The following is a 22,279-nucleotide window of genomic DNA, read 5'->3' as shown; positions in this document are numbered from 1 at the left end:
CCAACTTCTTCCTTTGGGTATAGAAAAGAAAATTAGCCAGCATCAGAACTAGGAGGATGAACCATGCATAAACAGCGAATTACAGTAGGGTACGTGGAGCTGACAGAAGAAGAAAGTGACCGACTTTTCCAAGAAGTGAAAAAAGATAAGGAAGTAGAAAATTACAGCGATCTTCAAATTTTGATGAATGACTTTGATTCCCGGATTATTGAACCGGAGTTTAAGCCTTTAGCAGATGTGTTGGCAGAAGAAGCGCCAGAGGAAATTGACGGTCCGACTGAACGGTATATCGAGATATTCAACAAACTTGAAAATGATTCGCGATACCGAATAAAATCATCCAACCAAGAATAAAGGAGACCGTTCGAGCTGAAGCTTGAACGGTTTTTTTGTTCGGGAGAAGCTCCATCATTTCGTGTTTCTTCTTGTAGATAGTTTCCAGTTTAAGGGTGTGAAAAATTGCAATCTTTCAAAACATTATTTTTTTGCAAATAAGCCATTGACTTTGAAAAGGCTTTCATTTAAGATTTTACTAAATCGATTTACTAAACCGGTTTTGTGAGGAGAGCCCATGAAAAAAATAACTATGCAAGACGTAGCGTTAAAAGCAGGTGTTTCAAAAAGTACGGTCTCACAATATATAAACAACCGGTATGAGTTTATGGGTGTTTCGACCAAATTGAGAGTGGAAGAAGCGATTAAAGAACTTGGCTATATACCCAACCATGTAGCAAAAAGTTTGAAGCAAAAAAGATCCGGTACGATTGGCGTGATCGTTGCGAATATCCTGCACACTTTCTCGACAGAGATCATTCGGGCAATAGAAGATGTCTGTGAAAGAAATAGCTGTCATTTATTTGTCTGCAATGCGGATGATCAACCAGAAAAAGAACGGCTTTACATTAATATGCTTTTGGCAAAGCAAGTGGATGGCCTGATTATCTTCCCTACAGATGGCAATCAGGAATATTATAAGCAGTTGAAAAGAGAAGCATTTCCTATTGTATTTGTCGACAGAATGATAGATGAACCGATTTACCCGACGATTTTGCTCGATAATGTAAGCGCTTCTAAAATAGCTATTGAAAAGCTGGTCGAAAAAGGCAGGAATAAAATCGGTCTCGTATCGACATCCATAGCTCAAAAGGTAACACCCCGAGTTGAGCGAATAAACGGATATAAAAGTGCGTTATCGCTAAATGGACTAACCGGTGAAGCGGATTGGATAGTTGCAGAAGAACGCCACTTGATTGAAAAAAATTTAGAAGCTCTATGGAAAATGGAAAATCGTCCTAATGCTTTTTTTGCCACCAATGATTTGGCGCTGATTGAACTACTAAAGTTCGTTAAAAAAAATAACCTAGCTATACCAGAAGATATTAGCATTATTACAATAGATGATTCGCCTTTTCTGGAAATTGCCACTACCCCTATCTCGGTGATCAAACAACCAACTTTTGATATGGGAAAAGATGCAGCTGAAATGCTGCTGCGGATGATCGGAAGCAAAAAAGTCGATGAAGTCTATGAAGAGCGCAGGTACCCACCTGTTTTAATCGAAAGAGAGTCAATATAAAGTCACTGGAGGGGAACAATTTGCCTAAGGAATTTGGTGTGTTAACAATTGGGGATGCCATGATTACGATGAACCCAAAAACAACAGGGCCATTGCGCTATGTTGACCAATTCGAGCGAAAAGTTGGCGGAGCTGAAATGAATTTTGCAATCGGATGCGCTCGTTTAGGTTTGAAAAGCAGATGGATCAGCCGCCTTGGAAAAGATGAATTCGGAAAAGTAATTTATAATTTTGCACGCGGAGAAGGTATTGATGTTTCAGCAGTCGAATTTATTGAAGGAATACCAACATCATTAAATTTCAAAGAAATACATGCAAGTGGTGCTGGAAAAACTTATTACTACCGAAACCCATCACCTATTGTTGAACTTAAAGAAGAAGATATCTCAGAAGAAATGCTCGATGGTATAGATGTAGTGCACTTGACTGGTGTTTACTTGGCAATTGCCGAAAAGAATTTGCTCATCGCACAAAAAATAATCAAACTCGCCAAACAAAAAGGAATTCTTATTTCTTTTGACCCGAACATCCGGCTTAAGCTTTGGAGTATCGAAAAAGCCAGACAAGCTTATGAAACCGTTTTCCCGGAAGTCGATATTTTACTGACGGGGCTTGATGAAATCCAAATGATTTCAGGCAAGCAAACGATTGAAGAATTAGTAGAATACGTAGAGAATTTTGGTATTCGTGATTTTGTCATTAAAGATGGCGAAAAGGGATCGAAATTGTTTAGAAGCGGCCGATGGACTGAATCGCCAGGATTTGCCGTTACGCCAATTGATACGGTTGGGGCAGGGGACGGTTTTGATGCGGGTTATATTTATGGAATATTGAACGAATTGAACGAAGAAGACTTGCTCCGTTTTGCTAACGGCGTTGGAGCGCTAGTCACAACCGTGACCGGAGACAATGAAGGGCTTCCATATTTAGAAGAGGTTCAAGACTTTGTCAGCAACAAAAAAGTTGTGGAACGCTGATTGAATGTGGCCAGTGTTGACGGTGCTCTAACTGCCTATTGATATATTACAGCAAATCCATAGTAAGCAATAGACCAACTTAGAATAGGGGAGAAGTCATGGCTACGGTCAAAGTGCCTTTTGAGGAAGTCGAAAGTTTAATTGAAAAAAAGTTAATCAAAGCAGGGGTCTCAGCTGAACATGCTGCAAAAGTGGCGCAAATCTTGATCCATGCCGATCTGCGTGGGGTTAACTCCCACGGGGCTTTGCGGACAGAACATTATATAAATCGGCTCGAGGCTGGGGGAATAAATCCGAAACCGGAAATTTCTTTCAAACCCACTGGTCCGGTGACCGGCATCGTTGATGGTGATGACGGATTCGGGCATGTGATAGCAGATAAAGCCATGGGCCATGCTATAGAAATGGCAAAGGAGAACGGCGTCGGAATGGTGACTGCTATGAACAGCAGCCACTGCGGTGCACTTAGCTATTTTGTTCAAGAAGCGACCAAACATAATTTGATCGGCATCGCGATGACCCATACAGATAAAATCGTTGTGCCATTCGGCGGTAAAGAGGCTTTTCTAGGAACTAACCCTATTGCATACGGAGTACCTGCGAAATCGGAAAAACCATTCATTTTAGATATGGCAACATCAAATGTGGCCTTAGGAAAAATCTTGCAGCATAAAGAAGAAGGCAAGGAAATTCCATTAGGCTGGGGGGTGGATGAACAAGGAGCTCCTGTTACCGATCCAGCAAAGGTGGTTTCTTTATCACCTTTCGGCGGCCCTAAAGGATCGGGATTATCCATGATTGTCGACATCTTTTCCGGGTTGCTGGCAGGGATGGCCTTTGGACCACATGTCAATAAAATGTATGATGATTTGGATAAAAAAAGAAAGCTTGGCCATTATTTTTGTGCCATTAACCCATCTTTCTTTACAGATCAAGAAAACTTTTTAACGCAGATGGATGCAATGATCCAAGAAATACGGGAAGTTCCTCCGGCGGAAGGCTTTGCAAGCGTCTTGGTTCCTGGAGAAATCGAGCAAAGAAATGAAGAGCGAAACAAGGAAACGGGCGTTCAAATTGCAGCTACTACGTATAATTACTTGAAAGCGTAAGCTTTCGAGTGGTGATAAAGCAATACACTATATTTAAAGGGGAGAATAACATGAAGAAGAAATGGTTAACAGGAATTTTCGCTTCGGTTCTGGTTTTAGGGGCATGCGGTTCTGATAATGCAAGTGAAAGTGAAGGCGGTTCTGGGTCTGGAGAAACCATCCAATGGGAGTTCGGCCATTTGGCTGACGAAAACCACATTTGGCATAAAACAGCTCAAAAATTCGAGGAATTAGTAGAAACAAACTCAGATGGACAAATGGAAATCACTATTTACCCGAACAACTCGCTAGGTGGAGAAACAGATACCATCAACTCGATCCAAGCTGGAAGTGCGGATATGGTAATTTCTGGAGAAACTTTGCAAAACTGGGCTCCAAACGCCGCATTGATGGCAGTTCCTTATGCTTTCCGTGATTTAGAGCATGTTAAATCGGTGGTTGAAGGAGAAATTGGTGAGCAGATCAAACAAGAAATCAGCGATGAAGCGGGATTGACTGCTCTTTACTACCATACACGCGCACCAAGAAATCTAACATCAAATGAACCAATTGAAACACCGGAAGATTTGGCAGGGTTCAGCATGCGTGTACCGAACGTGCCGTTGTTCTTGGATGTTTGGCAAGCTGCTGGCGCATCCCCGCAAGTAATGGATTTCAATGAAGTATTTACTGGATTGCAGCAAGGGGTTATTGACGGGCAGGAAAACCCGGTCGACTTGATCCAAAGTGGTGGATTGGCTGAAGTCCAAGATTACGTAAACCGTACAGAGCACGTATATTCATGGATTTACATTTTGGTAGGGAATGAACAATACAATGCGCTTTCAGATGAATTAAAGCAAGTTGTCCAAGATGCTGCTGCTGAAGCCCAAACATATGGCGAAGAATTATATGAATCAGAAATTTCAACGATTGAACAGGAATTGCAGGATGAAGGAATGGAATTCGTGGATGTTGACCAAGATGCATTCCGTGAAGCGATGACTCCTGCTGTCGAAGCTGCTTTGACACCTGAACAATTGGAACTGTACAACCAAATTTTAGCTGTTGAATAATATGTGAGTAAGGCACCTTTGGCTAATTAGCCAATCGTGCCTTTCCATTAGGAAAGGGTGAAATCGAATGTCGCTGTTCCGAAAATTGATAGACCGGACGCTCGCTTTCTTAACGATTGCCAGTTTCTCAGGTGTCATTATTGTTGTTACAATTCAAATCATTTCTCGTTTCGCTCCATTCTCATTTATCTGGACGGAAGAATTGACGCGTTATTTATTTCTTTATGGAATAAGCTTTGGCGCCCCTTTAGCATTAATGCGAAATGAATTTATCAATGTGGACATGCTCCTCAATAAAATGCCTGATAACTTCCGCAGATACTATGAAGTGCTTATTTATTTAACAATTATTTTGTTAAGCTTGGTAATGGCAAGAGAAGCTTATGGCTTCACGTTGCTTGGCAGCAACCAAAGATCGGCAACATTGCCATTCCAAATGTCGGTGGTCCATGCATCATTGCTGATTTTAAGTGTGTTCATAGCTTTTTATGCAGTGATAAAAATTATCGACCTGTTGAAAAACAAGCAAGATTACAGCCAGAACTTTGGAGGCGATGATTACTAATGGCAACTATGCTGTTTTTATCTTTTATTGTACTTATCTTTTTGGGAGTCCCAGTTGCTTTTAGCTTAGGGCTTGCCTCATTGCTTTATCTTTTCCTTGCTGATATACCGCTCAATATCATCCCGCAGCGCATGTTCGGCGGCTTGAATTCATTTGTCTTGCTTTGTATACCAGGATTTATCCTGGCAGGCAACTTGATGAATGCAGGAGGCATTACAGAACGCATCATCAAATTTGCCAATGACCTTTTCGGCCATATCCGTGGCGGTCTTGGCCTTGCAAACGTAGGGGCTTCGATGGGATTTGCAGGAATTTCAGGAACTGCTCTTGCCGACACTGCGAGCATCGGATCAATTTTAATACCTGCAATGAAAAAAGAAGGCTACGGAGCCGGGTTTTCAGCAGCAGTAACGGCGAGTTCTTCTACAGTAGGACCGATTATCCCGCCTTCTTTGCCGATGATCATCGTCGGGACGCTTGCTTCGTTATCGATTGGCGACTTGTTCTTGGCGGGTGCAGTTCCAGGCATTCTTTTAGGCCTCGGTTTGATGATTCCAACTTATTTTATTTCAGTTAAACGTAACTATCCCAAAGGCGAGCGGCAATCGCTAAAGACGATCTGGAAAAGTTTCATGGGTGCCTTCTGGGCAATATTGATGACTGTCATCATACTCTATGGAATTTTGGGAGGCTTCTTTACACCGACTGAAGCAGCGGTTGTTTCCGTTCTTTACGCTTTTGTTATCGGCATTTTTGTATATAAAGAATTGCCAATCAAAAAAATACCTGAGATTATGTTGTCATCTATGACAGCCACTGCTTCCATCATGCTGCTTGTTGGATTTGCAAACCTTTTCGGCTGGATTATGGTGCGAGAACAGATTCCTCAATTAGTGGCAGAGTCCATCTTAGGTATTTCGACAAATGCTATTATTGTTATTCTTTTGATCAATTTGCTCTTGCTGTTTGTCGGAACATTTATGGAAACTATTGCGGCTCTGGTTATTTTGTTCCCGGTTCTTCTGCCAGTCGCAATTACTGTCGGCATGGACCCTATCCAATTCGGAGTCATGATGGTATTGAATCTGGTTATCGGACTGGTTACGCCGCCGGTCGGCGTCTGTCTCTTTGTCGCTTCCCAGATCGGCAAAGTTTCGATTGGGAAAACAGCAAGAGAGCTTCTGCCATTTTTAGGTGTAAGCTTAGCCGTTTTGATGCTGGTTGCATTTATCCCGCAAATTACATTGTTCTTGCCAAGTTTATTTGAATAAGGAGGTCATTTTATGAAAGCTGTTCAAGTTCCCACAGCACACGACTTACAGATTATCGAACAGGAACGTCCAACGATCAAAGAAAATGATGAGGTTTTAGTAAAAGTGAAACGAGTTGGGATTTGTGGTTCTGATATGCATATTTATCATGGAACAAATCCTTTGGCTACATACCCGCGGATTGTCGGCCATGAAGTGGCGGGCGAAGTGGTTGAGGTCGGAAGTTCAGTAGAAACTCTGCAAGTAGGAGATCATGTGGTCGTTGAACCGATCAACTACTGCGGCGAATGCTATGCATGCCGCAAGGGCCGGCCCAATGTCTGTGAAAAATTATCGGTCTTTGGTGTCCATGAAGACGGCGGCATGCGCGAATACGCAGTTCTGCCTGAAAAACAGCTGCATGCAGTGAGCAAAGAGTTGAGCTGGGATGAAATCGTATTGGCGGAACCTTATACGATCGGTGCGCAAGCTGTATGGCGCGGAAACGTAGAAGCAGGCGATACGGTATTGATCCAAGGCTGCGGCCCAATCGGCATTTGTATTTTAAAGCTTGCAAAAATTGCTGGTGCAACGGTCTACATGACTGATTTGAGTGAAGAACGCATGGCTTTTGCGAAGGAAAGCGGTGCGGATGTCGTAATCAATGCCGGCAAGGAATCAGTAAAAGACCGCATTCTTGAACTGACGAATGGGGGAGGCCCGAACGTCGTTATTGATGCAGTCGGAATGCCGGCTACTGTTGAACTAAGCATCGATTTGGTTTCGCCTGCTGGATATGTAGTGGTTCTTGGATTTGATGAACGTCCATCGGCTATCCCGCAATTGCCAATTACAAAAAAAGAAGTCACAATTGTTGGTTCAAGGCTCCAAACAAACCAGTTCGGGAAAGTAGTCGAATTAATGAATAGCGGAGAATTGAAGTCCGATGGCTTAACAACTCATAAATTTGCGTTGGCTGATGTTCAGGAAGCCTTCACATTTGTTGAAAAAAATCCGGACAAAGTGCGTAAAGCATTGGTTGTCTTTGAATAAGGAGCAAATTCATGATTCCTAAAATGGAGATTTACCAACGATTGCTTGAATCGAAAATCGTTGCAGTTATTCGAGGGAAAGATGCAGAAGAAGCTGCGGCAATTACAGAAGCTGCTGTTGCTGGAGGCCTGGACGCAATTGAGCTGACATACACAACTCCTAATGTTGCGCGCGTGTTTGAAAAGTTGGCCGATTCAGAAGTGTTGATCGGTGCAGGGACCGTATTGGATGCTGAAACAGCACGCCATGCAATATTGCACGGTGCAAAATTCGTAGTCAGCCCACATTTTGATCCCGCAATTGCAACTTTATGCAATCGTTACAGCACGCCTTATCTTCCAGGCTGTATGACGATCAAGGAAATGGTGCAGGCAACCGAATGGGGCTGTGATATTTTAAAATTGTTCCCAGCCAATGGCTTTGAACCTTCCTTTATCGGCTCGGTTAATGGCCCCCTCCCAAATGTTCGTATTATGCCAACTGGCGGCATCAACATCAACAATATGAATGCATGGTTGGATGCCGGAGCTGTTGCAGTCGGAATCGGCAGTGATTTAACAAAGACATATCGGGCATCAGGCGAAGAAGCTGTGAGCCAATTAGTGAAAGAATATCTTGGTAAACTATCTTAAAAGGAGCGGTTACATGAATATCACGTTTCGCTGGTACGGGCGCGGAAATGACAGCGTCCAATTAGAACAGGTCAAGCAAATTCCGGGAACAAAAGGAATTGTCTGGGCACTTCATCATAAACCGGCCGGGGAAGTCTGGTCTAAAGAAGAAATTCAATCAGAAGTGGAATATATCCAATCCTTTGGTTTTCATACAGACGTCGTCGAAAGCGTCAATGTGCACGAGTCGATAAAACTGGGCAATGCTGAACGAGACCAGTATATCGAGAATTACAAGGAAACGATCCGCAATCTTGGAGAAGCTGGAGTAAAAGTAATTTGCTATAACTTCATGCCGATTTTTGACTGGACGCGTACCGCTTTGTATCATCCGCTGCCGGATGGTTCAACTGCATTATTTTTTGAAAAACAAAAAATCGAATCGTTGGACCCTGCAGAATTGATCGAAACGGTCTCTGCGGCTTCAGATATGACTTTGCCGGGATGGGAACCGGAAAAGATGGCTCGTATCCAAGAATTGTTTGCTGCGTATGAAGGCATGGATGAAGAGCAGTTGTGGGAAAATCTCGCTTATTTCCTTAAGGCGATTTTGCCTACTGCGGAGGCAAATGGCATCCAAATGGCTATCCACCCGGATGATCCACCTTGGTCGATTTTTGGCTTGCCACGCATCATGACGGGTGAAAAGAGCTGGGAAAGGCTTATCACCATTTCAGATTCTCCTTCGAACGGTATTACGTTTTGTACTGGTTCAATGGGCGCTAATCCTGAAAATGATATGGTCGACCTTGCTTCAAAATATGCCAAGCATTCTCCGTTTGCCCATCTCCGCAATGTGAAAATTTTTGAAAATGGCGATTTCATTGAGACTTCCCATTACACACAAGACGGATCGATTGATTTGAATGGAGTAGTCAAAGAACTTTCAAAGCAAAATTACACTGGCTATGCACGTCCCGACCATGGCCGCCATATTTGGGATGAGAAATGCAGACCAGGGTACGGTTTATACGACCGTGCGCTTGGAATTATGTACCTTCTAGGGCTTTGGGATGCACATCAAACAAAATAAAGGAGGATTTTATGTTTTCTTCTCATGAAAATCTCGCTGGGCGAGTAGCTGTAATTACGGGCGGAAGTGGTGTGTTGTGCTCAGAGATGGCGCGGCAGCTTGCAGCTCAAGGTGTAAAAGTTGCAATTTTAAACAGAACGGAAGAAAAAGGCCAAGTTGTAGCGGAAGAAATTCAAAAGCAGGGCGGCGAAGCTTTAGCGGTTGCTGCTGATGTTTTGGACCGCAACTCTTTAGAACGCGCAAAAGCGCAAATACTAGAAGCTTATGGCAAAATTGACATCTTGATTAACGGGGCTGGAGGAAACCACCCTGATGCGATTACCGATACTGAAATCCATGACGATGAAGCGCAAGGAAAATCATTTTTCGACTTACAAGAAGATGGATTCTCAAGAGTGTTCGCAAGCAACTTCACTGGATCCTTCCTTGCGAGCCAAGTGTTTGGAAAGGAATTATTAAAGCGGGAAGCTCCTGTGATTCTTAATATCTCGTCCATGAGCGCTTATTCGCCGATGACGAAAGTTCCGGCTTACAGTGCAGCCAAATCTGCAATTAATAATTTTACAATGTGGATGGCTGTTCATTTTGCTGAACAAAACTTGCGTGTGAATGCCATTGCACCTGGATTTTTCTTAACTTCACAAAACAAAGACTTGCTGACTAAACCAGACGGTTCATTGACGCCCAGATCAGAAAAAATCATGGCTAGTACGCCGATGAAGCGGTTCGGTGAACCAGTGGACCTGGTGGGCACTATGCTATGGTTATTGGATGAAAACTATTCCCGTTTTGTAACTGGCGTCACTATTCCAGTTGACGGAGGATTTCTTGCCTATTCAGGAGTATAAAATATAGAATAATGATAGAAAAAAGGTTGCTGCTACCAATACTTCTTGGTGTCAGCAGCCTTTTTTTATTTCTTTGACAAGACTAAAAATCAAGGCAGCGAAGCATTTTACTGGAAAGAAGAACATTACTCGCGGTGGAGGATTTCTACAAAACCATGGGTTCCGTCTACACGAAGCCGATCACCATTTTTTATGGACTGGGTTGCGCCATCGACGCCGACCACAGCGGGAATGCCGTATTCCCGAGCTACAACAGAACCATGCGTCATCATGCCGCCAACTTCTGTCACCAGCCCGATCGCTGATGTGAATAAGGGGGTCCATCCGGGATCAGTAAATGGAGCTACCAAGATTTCTCCAGGCTTGAGCTGGGCGTCTTCCGGATTTAGAACAACTCTCGCCGTACCTTCAACAAGCCCAGCAGAAACGCCAGAACCATTTAATGCCCCTTCCGGTCCGCCAAGACTGGCCGGTCTGCCGTTAAGCATTTCGCCATCACTTGTCAAGATGCGTGGTGATTGCAATTTATGGTCTAGTTGATGCTTTCTTTCCCGGGTTTCTATAATGCCTTTTTTCAGCACAGCGTTGTTATTTTCAAGTAACAAGATAAGTTCTTCCAGGCTCAAATAAAAAATTTCCTCCGTTTTTTTCAGTACTCCTTCTTCTACAAGAAAACGGGCGTCTTCAAGCATGGCACGTTTGTACAGATACAGGAGCCGTATAAGCGCAAATTTATGGTGTTCGCGCATACCCATAAAGTTTCGATAAGCCTTCAACAGCCTTGCCGTCCATCTTTTTTCAATGGAGTTATATTGAGAAAGAATGTACCGACAAGTTTCTTCCGCGTCCAGCTCGCCTTGGTAAAACTTATTGCGGTGCTCACCAGGAGCAGTGGTCTGAATATGGCTAATGATGGAAGGGACGAGCAGTGCCGGTTCTTCAGCCCAGCGAGTTTTCGTGATATCAATTTCTCCAGCACAGCGGGAGCCATATATGCTTAAAAAACGTTCAAGCCGTAATTTAAATTTATCTCCGCCTGGCACATCGCTCAATCCCTCGTAAAAATGGCCCTTATTGAAACTTTGCAAATAGGCGACAAGCTCTGGCTGGCTTCTGGCTTCGTCGGCCAGATCGCCAAGTTCAATACCCATTTCAGTGGTCACATTGCCAGGAAGCGATTTATACAGTTTACTGAGCAGAACCGCAGCTTCTGGCTCCCCGAACTTCTGTTTCAGTTTTTTTTCAAGTTTTCCAGATGCAAGCATTCCCGCAATCACATAAGGGACAATTTTCGTTAGAATATCTGGAAACATATTGCGCATATTGCGCTGGATCAAGCGGATTCGTTCAGCGCCCGACAGCATAGCCAGCATGTTTTCGTGTTCTTTAACTTTCCTATTGATAAAGATAATTGCTTTCTTGTTTGCTTTTGCCGGATCGCTGAATAAGAGATTTCTGCCGGCTTTTAGCATAACCGGAGCAACATGCGGTGCCATTCTGAATACAGTTCGGGCGACGGCTTTAGGAGCCACAGTTATTTGTTGGAATTCCTGGCGGTTAGTGGTTTCAGCTAAAGCGGCTGCCATGGCCGCATCCATCCCGCCCATAAGCTTTAAAATACGGCGGCGCAAAGGGGGGAGGGATAAGGCTTTGCTGAAATCGGCAAAAGCTCTGCCTCCCGCTTCGCGCAATACCCGTTCAGCAGTATCCGCAGGAGTAGGCGTCAAAAAGTCCGTTACATTGCTGAGCAGTGAAATCCCCAAAGGTTTCATCGGTGCCGTCATCATCTGGATATAGCCGAAGTTAATAAAAACGTGAAAATCCGTATCAGCAACTGCTGGCAGAGGAAATAACGACGTAATTGGACGGCTCTGGAGAATGAAAAACTGATCGTCTGCAAAAGCCCATTCGATATCTTGTTCAGACCCGTAATGATTTTCGATTTGCTGGCCAATAGCAGCGAGCTCTAAAATCTGTTCATCTGTTAATGCTTGCGCTTCCTGTCGTTCAAAGGGAAGGGGATGAGTAATGGTACCGCCTTCGGGCAAAGGGAATATCGCGAGCTCTTTTTTCGAGATTTGTTTATGGATAATTCGGCCGGCCCGCACTTGATACAAGTCAGCGGTGACGAGACCTGCAACTAGCGCTTCGCCAAGGCCATAGCTTGCGTCAATAGAGACGGTATGACGATGGCCTGTAACCGGGTCCGCGGTAAACAGGATGCCGGAAACTTGGGGAAACACCATTTCCTGAATGACAACGGAAAGATAGACCGTGCGGTGTCCGAAGCCGTTTTTCGCACGGTAAGAGACGGCGCGGTCAGTAAAGAGGGAAGCCCAGCAGTCTTGGACAGCTTTTAAGAGCGGCTCTTGTCCGACAATATTCAAGAAAGTATCTTGCTGCCCGGCGAATGAAGCGGAAGGCAAATCCTCAGCTGTCGCACTGGAGCGGACTGCAAATGATTTTTGGTCACCGGTTGAACGCCAAGCGGCAATAATTGCGTCTTTAATATCACCTGGCATATTAAGGGAAGAGAGGTGAACGCGTATTTGTCGGGCGACTTCGCTGATTTGCTGCAAATCGTCAAAGCGAAGTCCATCAAGTTGATCGAAAAACCCTTCCATTTCACTGCTTGTCTGCAAAAAAGCTTGATAAGCAAAAGTAGATACGCAGAATCCTTGTGGCACCGGAAATCCGGCTTTTGTCATTTCACCTAAATTTGCGCCTTTTCCGCCAACATAAGGCAAATGGGTTTTGTCAATTTCACTAAAGTCCAGTACATACGGCTCCATGCTCAGCACCTCCGTGGATGACTTATTCACAATGATTCTTCTACTTCTGTCCGGCCAATACCTCTTTCTCAAATGTAAATATCCTTCATAAAACATTTTTTAGCAGCTGAAGAATTTTTCATTGCTCTATGGGCATAAGTAACGAAATGTGTAGTATGGACAGCTGCTTGGCTTAGGATAAAACACGCTTGTTTTATCAGGTATCAGCAGGGTAAACCTTCTATATACAAAGGAGTGATTGAAAATGGAAAATGCAAGCTTTCATCATTTTGAAGACGACGGGAACATTCCGAACAACCCGACACTTCCAGTAATTATTTATTCGGGTGTTTTTGCTGCTGATCCTGAAAAAATCGAATCTGTATTCAATCAAAACAATTGGACAAATAGCTGGACGGATGGCGTTTTTGATTACCACCATTATCACAGCAACACGCACGAAGTGTTAGGCGTGAAATCGGGAACTGCTGAAATTCAACTAGGCGGGGAATCGGGCGAAAGTTTTAACGTTTCTGTAGGGGATGTCGTGGTGTTGCCGGCCGGGACGGGACATAAAAAGCTCTCAGGAAGCGATAATTTTCAGGTGGTCGGAGCCTATCCGGACGGTGCTGAACCGGATCTTAAGACCGGGGAACGGGAAGACCGCCCGGACGTATTGGAATCCATTCTGGATGCTCCATTGCCTGCAAGTGATCCGGTTTTCGGAAAAGAAGGCCCTGTTGTAAACAATTGGACATAAGAAGACACCCGGATTGCCAAGCAATCCGGGTGTCTTCCGATTCAAGCAGGTTCAGTTGCGATTCCGTCAAAAGCTGATTGATAAATTTTGCGGATATCCGCTTCAAGCAAGGGAAGAGGGCTTCTTGCTAAAATTCGTTTTTGCTTGACGCCATCAGCGGTCAGGCTGTCAAGGGCAGTTTCCGGAATGTTGAAACCAGCTAAAGTAGAAGGAATGCCAACATCTTGGACGATACGCTTCAGTTCATCGACGCATTTATATGAAGCTTCTTTGTCAGATAAGAAACTGGAGTTGCCGCCAAGTGCGTCCAGTATGTCTGCCATACGTGTTTCACAGCTCTTGCGGATATAACTCATAACGTATGGCAAAAGAACCGCATTCGAATCTCCATGTGCAATATGAAATTGGCCTCCAAGCGGGTAGGCGAGCGCATGTACTCCAGCTACGCCTGCATTAAAGAATGACAGGCCAGCAAGAAAACTTCCATGGCTCATATCCGTCCGGGCTCCTTTGTCTTCGCCGTTTCGCACTGCGGTTCGGAGCGACCGCGCAATCAAGCGGATTGCTTGAAGCGCCAATGCATCGGTAGCCGGGCTCGCATTCACTGAAATATATGCTTCAACTGCATGGGTCAAAGCATCAATGCCAGTGGCTGCTGTGACTTTCGGCGGCACCGAAACAGTCAATTCAGGATCGACGATGGCAACGTCGGTCAACAGAAAATCATGCGTCACCACATCTTTTGTCGTCTCCAAAGAAAGCACCGCGATATTGGTCACTTCTGAACCAGTCCCGGAAGTAGTTGGTATTAAAACGAGCGGCAATCCTTTTCTTTCGACGCTGCGGCTGCCAGTCAAATTCAAATAATCAGCGACTGCACCTTCATGCGTCGCCAATACGGCGGCAAGTTTCGCCAAATCAAGTGCACTGCCTCCGCCCACGCCGATGACCATATCGAATCCGTTATCACGGGTGAATGCCACCAAACTTTCTCCTTTTTCAAGAGGCGGTTCGGGAACGACATCGGTATAGACTGTCACTTCGTAGCCGGCGTTATTCAAAGGACCTGTCACCCGGTCGGTCAAGCCAATCTTTGCAAGCATAGGGTCTGTTACCACCAGTATTTTTTTTGGTGCGTATTTTCCAACTTCAGGCAGGAGCTGTTTAAGGGCCCCCCATCCCGTATAACTCAACGGGGCGAACACCAGTTTTGAAAAACTCATCTATTCCCACCTCCGTTATTCGTAATAGCCTTCTGTCGATTTTCGGAATCTCTTGAACTGCTCGGCATCATGGCCAAACCAGACATCCGAATTTGTTTCATTGGCAATTCGGCGGATTTTCTCCACTGTGGCATTATAGCCGACAGAATCGTATAAAATTCCTGGTGGTTTGATTGGAGGACCGTAGCTTTCTGCTGTGTAGATAGCATCGGAAGCCAGGATAATGCCGCCGGTTTCCGGCATATTGATCTGAAGGCCGAGCATACCCCAAGCATGGCCGCTGCCAAAATTCAGCAGATGAATGCCTTCTGCCAACTTCAAGCCGTCTTCGGTCCGTTTGACAGTCTTCCATTGAAGATTGTTTTTGATCCAGGCATCAATATCGCCCCATATGTAAGCTCCTTCTTTCTGGTTGCGGGCATAAGTTTGCAACGCGCCATTAAGTTCATCTTCGTGAACAATAATCGTCGCGTTAGTGAAGAGTTCGAGACATCCTGCGTGGTCTAGGTGGAGGTGGGAAGCTACGACATATTTAATATCTTCGGGCCGAACATTTAATTCTTCCAAACGGTGGTGCAAATAGCATTCTTCCGGCATATCAATCGGAAACAGGGACTGTGTAGCCTGTCCCCAGCGGCCGTTTACCCCCATGGCTTCCGGATTGCAAGCCGTATCGAACAGTATTTTGCCTTCAGGATGATCGATTAACACCGTATAGACGGGAAAAGTCACCATTTCGCTAGGGGGATTAGGGTTTTCGATGCTTGCCGGATTATGCATGGAGATTAAATAGTTCTTATCCATGCTCAGCGTGCCATTGTCCATCACGTACAACTTCGGATTCGCCTTAAGTATTCCTGTCATTCTTTCTCCTCCTTTCAGAATGACTTTATGATATCACAATTTTCTGATAACTAAACGATTTAAATCAAGAAAAAAAACCGTTTGAGAAAAAATACTCAAACGGCCTTCAATGGATATAAGCGGGGGAAAAAAATTCCTTATACAATTCTTTTAAAATTTTCTCTTCATCATGTTTCAGAACGCCAAATACAAGGCTGACTTCGGATGATCCCTGATTGATCATCTCGATATTGGCACCTGTCCGAGCTATGGCATCAGTGGCGCGGGCAGCAAGCCCGACTGTATGGTTCATGCCTTCTCCAACAAGCACTACCATGGAAAAGCCTCCGCGTATATGGACATCATCTGCTTCTAATTCATTTTTTACTCGGTTGATGATTCGTTCTTCTTTATCGGCAGCCAACTGATGGTTGCGCAAAATAACTGAAAGATTGTCAATTCCTGAAGGGATGTGTTCATAAGAGATTTCTTCATCTTCAAGGATTTGCAGCAGCTTTCGCCCAAATCCAATTTCCCGGTTCATCAAATATTTACTGACATATAGAGTCGAAAATCCGTCGGCGGCTGATATGCCAGTAACAGGATTTTTGGAATGGCTTCTTTCGGCAACAATCATGGTGCCAGGAGCGTTAGGATTGTTTGTGTTTTTAATGCATACAGGTATGGATTCTTTAAAAGCCGGCATAAGTGCTTCGTCGTGAAATACAGAAAAACCGGCATAGGACAGTTCCCGCATTTCCCTGTAGGTCATTTGCTGGATCTCAATTGGGCTTTCGACAATCTTCGGATTTGCCGCGAAGACACAATCGACATCTGTAAAGTTCTCATATAAATCAGCTTTTACCGCTGCTGCAATAATCGATCCGGTAATGTCGGATCCGCCTCGTTCGAATGTCCGCAATGTTCCAGTTTCCGTGAAGCCAAAAAAACCAGGAAAAACACAGATGAGTTCTTTTTGGCGTAAAGAAGCTAAATGGCCATAAGATTGCGGCAATACCCGTGCGCGTTCGGGGAAATCAGCAAGTAGAAGGCCGGCTTCACGGGGATCAATATACTCTGAGCTCATTCCCAGGTCATTAAGGTAAGCTGCGAGCACTTTTGCTGAATTGTCTTCTCCGCCCGCTTTTAACCGATCCGAAAATAGTATAGGATCTGATTTATCGAAGGAGAGCCTTTCGATAAAATCTTGTTCAATTGTTGCCATGATGCTGTCTCCCAGATTCAAATCATCTGCAATTTGCTTATACCTATTTAGAACGTTAGTGAGCGGCTTTTCTATATCTTCGCCGGAAAGGGCGGCAGCGGAAAGGGTAATCAGCAAATCAGTGACTTTGGTATCGCTGTCATATCGCTTTCCAGGCGCGGATACGACGATAATTTTTCTGGAGCTGTCTGTTCGGATGATATTTGCAACTTTTTCTAGTTGTTGAGCGCTTGCAAGGGAAGTTCCGCCAAATTTGCACACTTTCATCATATCAAATCCCATCATGTAAATTCTTTAAGGGTTGTTTTAATTGGGAGACAATACTATAATGTCTCTATGCAATAAACAACTGTATTTACACAGTGTACAAAGTTTAGGAGGAGTCGTCAATGCACAATGAGATTTCAATCGGATTATTAGGTTTGGGAACAGTCGGCAGCGGAGTGGCTACAATTCTACAGCAGCATCAAGAAGATCTGCGCCATAAATTAGGGACCCAAGTCACCATCAAAAAAGTTCTAGTTAAGGATACCACGAAAGAACGAGTTTCCCCTTTGGATTCAAGCATTTTCACCGATGATATTGAAGAAGTACTTAATGACCCTTCTTTGGATATTATTGTGGAAGTGATGGGAGGCATGGATGGAGCAAAACAAGCGATTGAGAGTGCTTTGCGTGCAGGCAAGCAGGTAGTTACTGCAAATAAGGACGTCATGGCTGAACATGGCCACGAGTTGCTGAAGTTAGCCGATGAAAAAAAATGCGATTTGTTTTATGAAGCCAGTGTGGCAGGCGGTATTCCAATCATCCGGACTTTAGAAGATGGCTTGGCTTCTGATCGGATTGCGGGGTTGATGGGAATTGTCAACGGTACGACAAACTTTATCCTAACAAAAATGAAGCAGGAAAATATGAGTTATGAAGAAGCTCTGGCGAAAGCTACTGAACTAGGTTTTGCAGAGGCTGACCCATCATCTGATGTAGACGGATGGGATGCAGCGCGCAAAATGGTCATCTTATCTTCGCTCGCTTTTTCTACAGAAGTCCGATTAGAAGATGTATTGGTCCGAAGTATGAAAGAAATCCAGACGGGAGATCTTGAAATTGCTGAAGGATTTGGCTATACGATCAAGATGGTCGGCTCTTCAAAAAAAGACGAAGATGGCATTGAAGTGGCTGTCGAGCCGATTCTCCTGCCGAATTTGCACCCGCTCGCTTCTGTTAATAATGAGTTCAATGCTGTGTACATATACGGTGAAGCCGTAGGAGAAACAATGCTTTATGGACCGGGCGCCGGTTCGCTTCCTACAGCTACTTCTGTAGTTTCGGATATCATCGCAGCTTGCCGGAATCTGCTGCTGGAAGTGAATGGCAAACGATTGCATGCAGCCCAGCATGCCCTTATCATAAAAGAAGAGAAGTTCCGGTTCGCCAAATACCTGCATCGTTTGCTCGTCAACGATGAAGTTGGCGTGCTGACGCAATTGACGGCGATATACAGCAAGCACGGAGCAAGCCTTCAATCGGTCATGCAGCATCCCGTGGAAAAAGATGGCCAGGCAGAGCTTGTGTTACTGACCCACAAGATTTCACGTGAGCAGCATTTAAACGTTATTGATGATATCAAAGGATTGGCAAGCGTGATCAGCCATTACCGAATCGAAGGAGAGAGTTCTATATGAATTGGCCAGGATTGATTGAACAGTATAAAGAGTGGCTTCCGGTAACAGAAAAAACGCCGGCATTAACACTTCAAGAAGGCAATACGCCGCTCGTGCATTTAGAAAAACTATCCGAAAAATGGGGGATTAACCTCCATGTAAAGTTAGAAGGCGCCAATCCTACCGGTTCTTTCAAGGACCGGGGCATGGTCATGGCCGTTGCGAAAGCGAAAGAAGAAGGCAAAACAATTTTGGTTTGCGCATCAACCGGCAATACATCCGCTTCCGCGGCAGCATATGGTGCGAGAGCAGGTATGCGGACCATTGTTGTCATTCCGGAAGGACGCATTGCACTTGGAAAGCTGGCGCAAGCGAAAATGTACGGTGCGGAAATCTTGGCGATCAAGGGCAATTTTGACGAAGCATTGAAAATGGTTCGTGAAGTTGGACAAGAAGCAGGCATTGCCTTAGTCAACTCTGTGAATCCTTACCGTTTGGAAGGGCAGAAAACAATCGCTTTTGAAATCATCGATCAGCTTGGAAGTGTGCCGGATGTTCTGGCACTGCCGGTAGGCAACGCCGGAAACATCTCGGCCAATTGGAAAGGCTTTACTGAATACGCTGGCAAATACGGCGGAAAGCGTCCTTCACTGCTCGGTGTCCAAGCTGCAGGAGCGGCTCCGATTGTCAATAATGCTGTTGTTGAAAATCCTGAAACAGTAGCTACGGCCATACGGATTGGCAACCCTGCGAGCTGGCAGCTGGCACTTAATGCACTTGAGGAATCGAACGGTTCTATTTTAGCTGTAACAGATGAAGAAATACTGGAGGCTTATCAAATGCTTGCTTCTCAAGAAGGTGTTTTTGCAGAGCCGGCATCTTGCGCTTCAATTGCTGGTCTAAAAAAACAAGTGGAAAACGGAATAGTGAAACAAGGGGCTACAGTAGTCGCCATTCTTACAGGCAACGGCTTAAAAGACCCGGAAACGGCCATTTCAGTCAATGAACACAAAGCTCAGCTCGTCCCTGAAGATATGGAGCGTTTCTGGCAGTCCCTAAAAGAAGGCGTCAAGCTATGAGCTGGAAAGAGTTTTCAGTCACAGTTCCCGCTTCGACCGCTAACCTCGGTCCTGGTTTTGACTCTATTGGGCTTGCGCTTGATTTGCATTTGACGATAGATGTATTGAAAGCTGATGAATGGTCAATCGAGTATAAGCAAAATGATTATCAGGCATTTTCCAGTGTCTCAGATAATCTGATCTTGAAAGCTGCAAAAACAGTAGCTCAACAAGCTGGGCGTAAGCTGCCGTCTGCCAAGCTCCTCGTAGATACGGACATCCCGCTCGGCCGTGGGCTTGGAAGCAGCGCGTCGGCCATTGCGGCAGGCATTGAAATAGCAGACCGATTGCTAAACCTCGGCTTGCCCATGCAAGAGAAGGTGAAGCTGGGCAGTAAAATGGAAGGGCATCCGGATAATATATCCGCATCTTTTCTTGGAGGATTAACGATTTCTTATTTTGAAGGGGAAGAACTTGAAGTGGTGCATATCCCTGAAGTGCAAATTGGCGTCATCATCCTAGTACCCCCACAACAATTCTTGACGGTTGAAGCAAGAAATCTATTGCCGCTATCGCTGGAATATCCAGTAGCGGTTCGCGGCAGTGCAGCGAGCAATGTGCTGTCTGCAGCTCTTGCCACAGGTGACTGGGAGAAGGCGGGCAAGATGATGCAAAGGGATGCTTTCCATGAGCCATTCCGCAAAAGTAAGTTTATTGATTTTGATAAGATTCAAAGTTCATGTAAAGAAAACGGGGCGTATGGTTCTGCAATCAGCGGAGCCGGCCCCTCATTATTCATTGCTGTTCCTAAAAAGCGGGAAAGAGAAATAGGCGACAGATTGAAAAATGAGTTTCCTAATTACGAATGCCTTATAACACGCCCAGCCTCTTCAGGAATACAAATTAACGAAAAGGTAATGTAAAGCAAAAAAAAGGTGCAGGAATGAACTTCCTGCACCTTTTTTCTATTCTATTGCTTTTTATAATTTGATGGAAACATATTTAGTTTCTAAAAAAGCTTCCAACCCTTCCTGTCCGCCTTCTCGTCCGATGCCGCTTTCCTTCATCCCTCCAAAAGGAGCTTGCGCAGTAGAGGGAGCACCATCATTCCAGCCGACAATGCCGTATTCCAAGTTCTCTGCAATGTAAGTTCCGCGAGATAAGCTATCGGTAAAGAAATAAGCTGCGAGGCCAAAACGAGTGTCATTTGCTAATCGAATCGCTTCTTCATCTGTATCAAATGCCATGATGGGAGCAACTGGCCCAAACGTTTCCTCATTCATGACGAGCATTTCCTGAGTCGCATTGATCAGTACAGTCGGATTGTAGAAGAAAGCGCCGTTTTCAGCTTTGCCATCCCCGCCGACTAAAACTTTCGCGCCTTTTTCCACTGCGTCCTGTACATGGCGCTCAGATTTTTCATAGCCGTCCTGGTCGACGAGCGGCCCGATCTGGACCCCTTCATCCATGCCGTTGCCAACCTTGAGCTTAGCGGTCGCTTCCTGCAGCCGTTTTGAAAATTCGTCTACGATTGCCCGCTGAACATAAATTCGGTTTCCGCATACACATGTTTGGCCGGCGTTCCGGAATTTCGAGGCCATAACACCTTCAACTGCCAAGTCCATATTAGCGTCGTCGCAAACAATGATTGGAGCATGGCCGCCAAGTTCCAGTGATAAATTCAGCATGGAATCGGCGCTTTGTTTCATCAATTCTTTGCCGATTTCAGTAGATCCTGTAAAGGTCAATTTCCGTACAGCGGGATGGCTGGTGAAGACCTTGCCGATTTTGCTGGCGCTGCCGGTCACTAAATTGATGACGCCTTTTGGAAAACCGGCTTCTTCTGCCAGCTCATACATGCGTACTGCAGTCAGCGGCGTCAGTTTTGCTGGTTTTGCAACAAATGTACAGCCGGCTGCTAATGCAGGTGCCATTTTTCTGGCCATCATAGCCGCAGGGAAATTCCATGGCGTGATGGAAACCACTACTCCGACCGGCTGTTTTAAGACTTGGATCCGTTTGCCTTCTTTTGTTGCTGGAACAAGGCGCCCATACGAACGCTTCACTTCTTCAGCAAACCATGAAATGAAGGAAGCGGAGTATTCGATTTCACCAATCGATTCAGCCAAAGGTTTTCCCATTTCCTTTGTCATGATTTCTGCGACTTCTTGTTTATGCTCCATTAAAAGATCATGCCATTTCATCAAAAGGGAAGCGCGTTCGTAGACTGTTGTTTTTGACCATGTGGCGAAAGCGGCTGAAGCAGCTTCAACGGCAGCCGTTGCTTCTTCCTCCCCGCCATTTGGAATCGTGCCGAATTTTTCCCCGGTCGCTGGATTCATGACGTCAATTACGCCATTTCCTGAAGTTGACCATTCACCGTTAATATAATGTTTTCCTTCCATCTTGCAACTCCTCCTTAGAATAAATTACTATCCTATTCAAGTACCTCCATAGAAGAATACGTAAACTCTATAGGTTTTTTTAAGAGACAAAGACAATGAGATGCCAAAAAAAAAAGATTTTTTAATCGATAATTCTATTTTGCGGAATATGCAATATATAGCCTTTGGTATCGTTTTCAATATACAGCAATGGATT

20 protein-coding genes are annotated in these 22,279 nt (G+C 44.8%); 15 read left to right on the top strand and 5 right to left on the bottom strand.

The features are described from left to right. The first annotated feature begins 63 nt into the window (after positions 1-63). From FQV28_RS10040 to FQV28_RS09990, 11 genes are all read left to right on the top strand, one after another. Complete coding sequence (locus FQV28_RS10040) at positions 64-354, top strand: hypothetical protein (protein WP_146496100.1); 291 nt, start codon at positions 64-66, stop codon at positions 352-354. A 217-nt stretch (positions 355-571) separates the two neighbouring features. Continuing rightward, entirely contained in the window at positions 572-1,576 is a 1,005-nt protein-coding gene (locus FQV28_RS10035; RefSeq protein ID WP_146496098.1) for a LacI family DNA-binding transcriptional regulator, read from the top strand. Positions 1,577-1,596: 20 nt separating this feature from the next. Next, positions 1,597-2,553: a sugar kinase gene (locus FQV28_RS10030; RefSeq protein ID WP_146496096.1), complete on the top strand. Its 957-nt coding sequence runs from the start codon at positions 1,597-1,599 to the stop codon at positions 2,551-2,553. A gap of 98 nt (positions 2,554-2,651) precedes the next feature. Beyond that, on the top strand, positions 2,652-3,662 hold the full coding sequence (allD, locus tag FQV28_RS10025; RefSeq protein WP_146496094.1) for an ureidoglycolate dehydrogenase: 1,011 nt from the start codon (positions 2,652-2,654) through the stop codon (positions 3,660-3,662). Between the two features lie 50 nt (positions 3,663-3,712). Further along, positions 3,713-4,717, top strand: a complete 1,005-nt coding sequence (locus FQV28_RS10020) for a TRAP transporter substrate-binding protein (protein WP_146496092.1) — start codon at positions 3,713-3,715, stop codon at positions 4,715-4,717. Between the two features lie 67 nt (positions 4,718-4,784). Further along, entirely contained in the window at positions 4,785-5,282 is a 498-nt protein-coding gene (locus FQV28_RS10015; protein WP_146496091.1) for a TRAP transporter small permease, read from the top strand. Beyond that, positions 5,282-6,553: a TRAP transporter large permease gene (locus FQV28_RS10010; RefSeq protein ID WP_146496089.1), complete on the top strand. Its 1,272-nt coding sequence runs from the start codon at positions 5,282-5,284 to the stop codon at positions 6,551-6,553. Before FQV28_RS10015 ends, FQV28_RS10010 begins: the two co-directional genes overlap by 1 nt. A gap of 12 nt (positions 6,554-6,565) precedes the next feature. Continuing rightward, entirely contained in the window at positions 6,566-7,585 is a 1,020-nt protein-coding gene (locus FQV28_RS10005; protein WP_146496087.1) for a zinc-binding alcohol dehydrogenase family protein, read from the top strand. Between the two features lie 11 nt (positions 7,586-7,596). Next, positions 7,597-8,217: a bifunctional 2-keto-4-hydroxyglutarate aldolase/2-keto-3-deoxy-6-phosphogluconate aldolase gene (locus FQV28_RS10000; protein WP_146496085.1), complete on the top strand. Its 621-nt coding sequence runs from the start codon at positions 7,597-7,599 to the stop codon at positions 8,215-8,217. 13 nt (positions 8,218-8,230) lie between these two features. Beyond that, the gene (uxuA, locus tag FQV28_RS09995; protein WP_146496083.1) at positions 8,231-9,289 is read left to right on the top strand and encodes a mannonate dehydratase; all 1,059 of its coding nucleotides are present in this window, start codon (positions 8,231-8,233) and stop codon (positions 9,287-9,289) included. Positions 9,290-9,300: 11 nt separating this feature from the next. Continuing rightward, a complete protein-coding gene (locus tag FQV28_RS09990) occupies positions 9,301-10,137 on the top strand; it encodes an SDR family oxidoreductase (protein WP_146496081.1) in 837 nt (278 codons plus the stop codon). A 125-nt stretch (positions 10,138-10,262) separates the two neighbouring features. Here the strand turns inward: FQV28_RS09990 and FQV28_RS09985 are convergent, their stop codons facing one another. Next, positions 10,263-12,929, bottom strand: a complete 2,667-nt coding sequence (locus FQV28_RS09985) for a phosphoenolpyruvate synthase (RefSeq protein WP_146496079.1) — start codon at positions 12,927-12,929, stop codon at positions 10,263-10,265. A gap of 244 nt (positions 12,930-13,173) precedes the next feature. Between FQV28_RS09985 and FQV28_RS09980 the strand changes: the two genes are divergently transcribed. Next, complete coding sequence (locus FQV28_RS09980; protein WP_146496077.1) at positions 13,174-13,668, top strand: cupin domain-containing protein; 495 nt, start codon at positions 13,174-13,176, stop codon at positions 13,666-13,668. Positions 13,669-13,709: 41 nt separating this feature from the next. Here FQV28_RS09980 and FQV28_RS09975 read toward each other — a convergent pair whose 3' ends face one another. From FQV28_RS09975 to FQV28_RS09965, 3 genes are all read right to left on the bottom strand, one after another. After that, positions 13,710-14,891, bottom strand: coding sequence for an iron-containing alcohol dehydrogenase (locus FQV28_RS09975; RefSeq protein ID WP_146496075.1), 1,182 nt, complete (start codon positions 14,889-14,891; stop codon positions 13,710-13,712). A 15-nt stretch (positions 14,892-14,906) separates the two neighbouring features. Further along, on the bottom strand, positions 14,907-15,755 hold the full coding sequence (gene ahlS, locus FQV28_RS09970; RefSeq protein WP_146496072.1) for an AhlS family quorum-quenching N-acyl homoserine lactonase: 849 nt from the start codon (positions 15,753-15,755) through the stop codon (positions 14,907-14,909). Positions 15,756-15,861: 106 nt separating this feature from the next. Continuing rightward, the gene (locus FQV28_RS09965) at positions 15,862-17,226 is read right to left on the bottom strand and encodes an aspartate kinase (protein WP_146496202.1); all 1,365 of its coding nucleotides are present in this window, start codon (positions 17,224-17,226) and stop codon (positions 15,862-15,864) included. A 122-nt stretch (positions 17,227-17,348) separates the two neighbouring features. Between FQV28_RS09965 and FQV28_RS09960 the strand changes: the two genes are divergently transcribed. Genes FQV28_RS09960 through thrB form a run of 3 tightly spaced genes read left to right on the top strand, consistent with a single transcriptional unit; the run spans position 17,349 to position 20,601 of the window. Continuing rightward, the gene (locus FQV28_RS09960) at positions 17,349-18,641 is read left to right on the top strand and encodes a homoserine dehydrogenase (RefSeq protein WP_146496070.1); all 1,293 of its coding nucleotides are present in this window, start codon (positions 17,349-17,351) and stop codon (positions 18,639-18,641) included. Then, positions 18,638-19,699: a threonine synthase gene (thrC, locus tag FQV28_RS09955; RefSeq protein WP_146496068.1), complete on the top strand. Its 1,062-nt coding sequence runs from the start codon at positions 18,638-18,640 to the stop codon at positions 19,697-19,699. The genes FQV28_RS09960 and thrC overlap by 4 nt, the downstream gene beginning before the upstream one ends. After that, positions 19,696-20,601 (top strand): homoserine kinase, encoded by a 906-nt coding sequence (thrB, locus tag FQV28_RS09950; RefSeq protein WP_146496066.1) that lies wholly within the window; start codon positions 19,696-19,698, stop codon positions 20,599-20,601. Before thrC ends, thrB begins: the two co-directional genes overlap by 4 nt. A 57-nt stretch (positions 20,602-20,658) precedes the next feature. Here the strand turns inward: thrB and FQV28_RS09945 are convergent, their stop codons facing one another. Next, the gene (locus FQV28_RS09945) at positions 20,659-22,083 is read right to left on the bottom strand and encodes an NAD-dependent succinate-semialdehyde dehydrogenase (protein WP_146496064.1); all 1,425 of its coding nucleotides are present in this window, start codon (positions 22,081-22,083) and stop codon (positions 20,659-20,661) included. Between the last annotated feature and the right edge of the window lie 196 nt (positions 22,084-22,279).

The organism is Planomicrobium sp. CPCC 101079 (genome assembly GCF_007859275.1).
Lineage (GTDB): Bacteria > Bacillota > Bacilli > Bacillales_A > Planococcaceae > Planococcus.
This window is presented reverse-complemented; position numbering and strand designations above follow the sequence as displayed.

Bases quoted from the DNA above. Each gene is read 5' to 3' on its own strand.
- FQV28_RS10040 (WP_146496100.1), top strand. From the start codon at position 64: ATGCATAAACAGCGAATTACAGTAGGGTACGTGGAGCTGACAGAAGAA.
- FQV28_RS10035 (WP_146496098.1), top strand. From the start codon at position 572: ATGAAAAAAATAACTATGCAAGACGTAGCGTTAAAAGCAGGTGTTTCA.
- allD (WP_146496094.1), top strand. From the start codon at position 2,652: ATGGCTACGGTCAAAGTGCCTTTTGAGGAAGTCGAAAGTTTAATTGAA.
- FQV28_RS10020 (WP_146496092.1), top strand. From the start codon at position 3,713: ATGAAGAAGAAATGGTTAACAGGAATTTTCGCTTCGGTTCTGGTTTTA.
- FQV28_RS10015 (WP_146496091.1), top strand. From the start codon at position 4,785: ATGTCGCTGTTCCGAAAATTGATAGACCGGACGCTCGCTTTCTTAACG.
- FQV28_RS10010 (WP_146496089.1), top strand. From the start codon at position 5,282: ATGGCAACTATGCTGTTTTTATCTTTTATTGTACTTATCTTTTTGGGA.
- FQV28_RS10005 (WP_146496087.1), top strand. From the start codon at position 6,566: ATGAAAGCTGTTCAAGTTCCCACAGCACACGACTTACAGATTATCGAA.
- FQV28_RS10000 (WP_146496085.1), top strand. From the start codon at position 7,597: ATGATTCCTAAAATGGAGATTTACCAACGATTGCTTGAATCGAAAATC.
- uxuA (WP_146496083.1), top strand. From the start codon at position 8,231: ATGAATATCACGTTTCGCTGGTACGGGCGCGGAAATGACAGCGTCCAA.
- FQV28_RS09990 (WP_146496081.1), top strand. From the start codon at position 9,301: ATGTTTTCTTCTCATGAAAATCTCGCTGGGCGAGTAGCTGTAATTACG.
- FQV28_RS09985 (WP_146496079.1), bottom strand. From the start codon at position 12,929: ATGGAGCCGTATGTACTGGACTTTAGTGAAATTGACAAAACCCATTTG.
- FQV28_RS09980 (WP_146496077.1), top strand. From the start codon at position 13,174: ATGGAAAATGCAAGCTTTCATCATTTTGAAGACGACGGGAACATTCCG.
- FQV28_RS09975 (WP_146496075.1), bottom strand. From the start codon at position 14,891: ATGAGTTTTTCAAAACTGGTGTTCGCCCCGTTGAGTTATACGGGATGG.
- ahlS (WP_146496072.1), bottom strand. From the start codon at position 15,755: ATGACAGGAATACTTAAGGCGAATCCGAAGTTGTACGTGATGGACAAT.
- FQV28_RS09965 (WP_146496202.1), bottom strand. From the start codon at position 17,226: ATGAAAGTGTGCAAATTTGGCGGAACTTCCCTTGCAAGCGCTCAACAA.
- FQV28_RS09960 (WP_146496070.1), top strand. From the start codon at position 17,349: ATGCACAATGAGATTTCAATCGGATTATTAGGTTTGGGAACAGTCGGC.
- thrC (WP_146496068.1), top strand. From the start codon at position 18,638: ATGAATTGGCCAGGATTGATTGAACAGTATAAAGAGTGGCTTCCGGTA.
- thrB (WP_146496066.1), top strand. From the start codon at position 19,696: ATGAGCTGGAAAGAGTTTTCAGTCACAGTTCCCGCTTCGACCGCTAAC.
- FQV28_RS09945 (WP_146496064.1), bottom strand. From the start codon at position 22,083: ATGGAAGGAAAACATTATATTAACGGTGAATGGTCAACTTCAGGAAAT.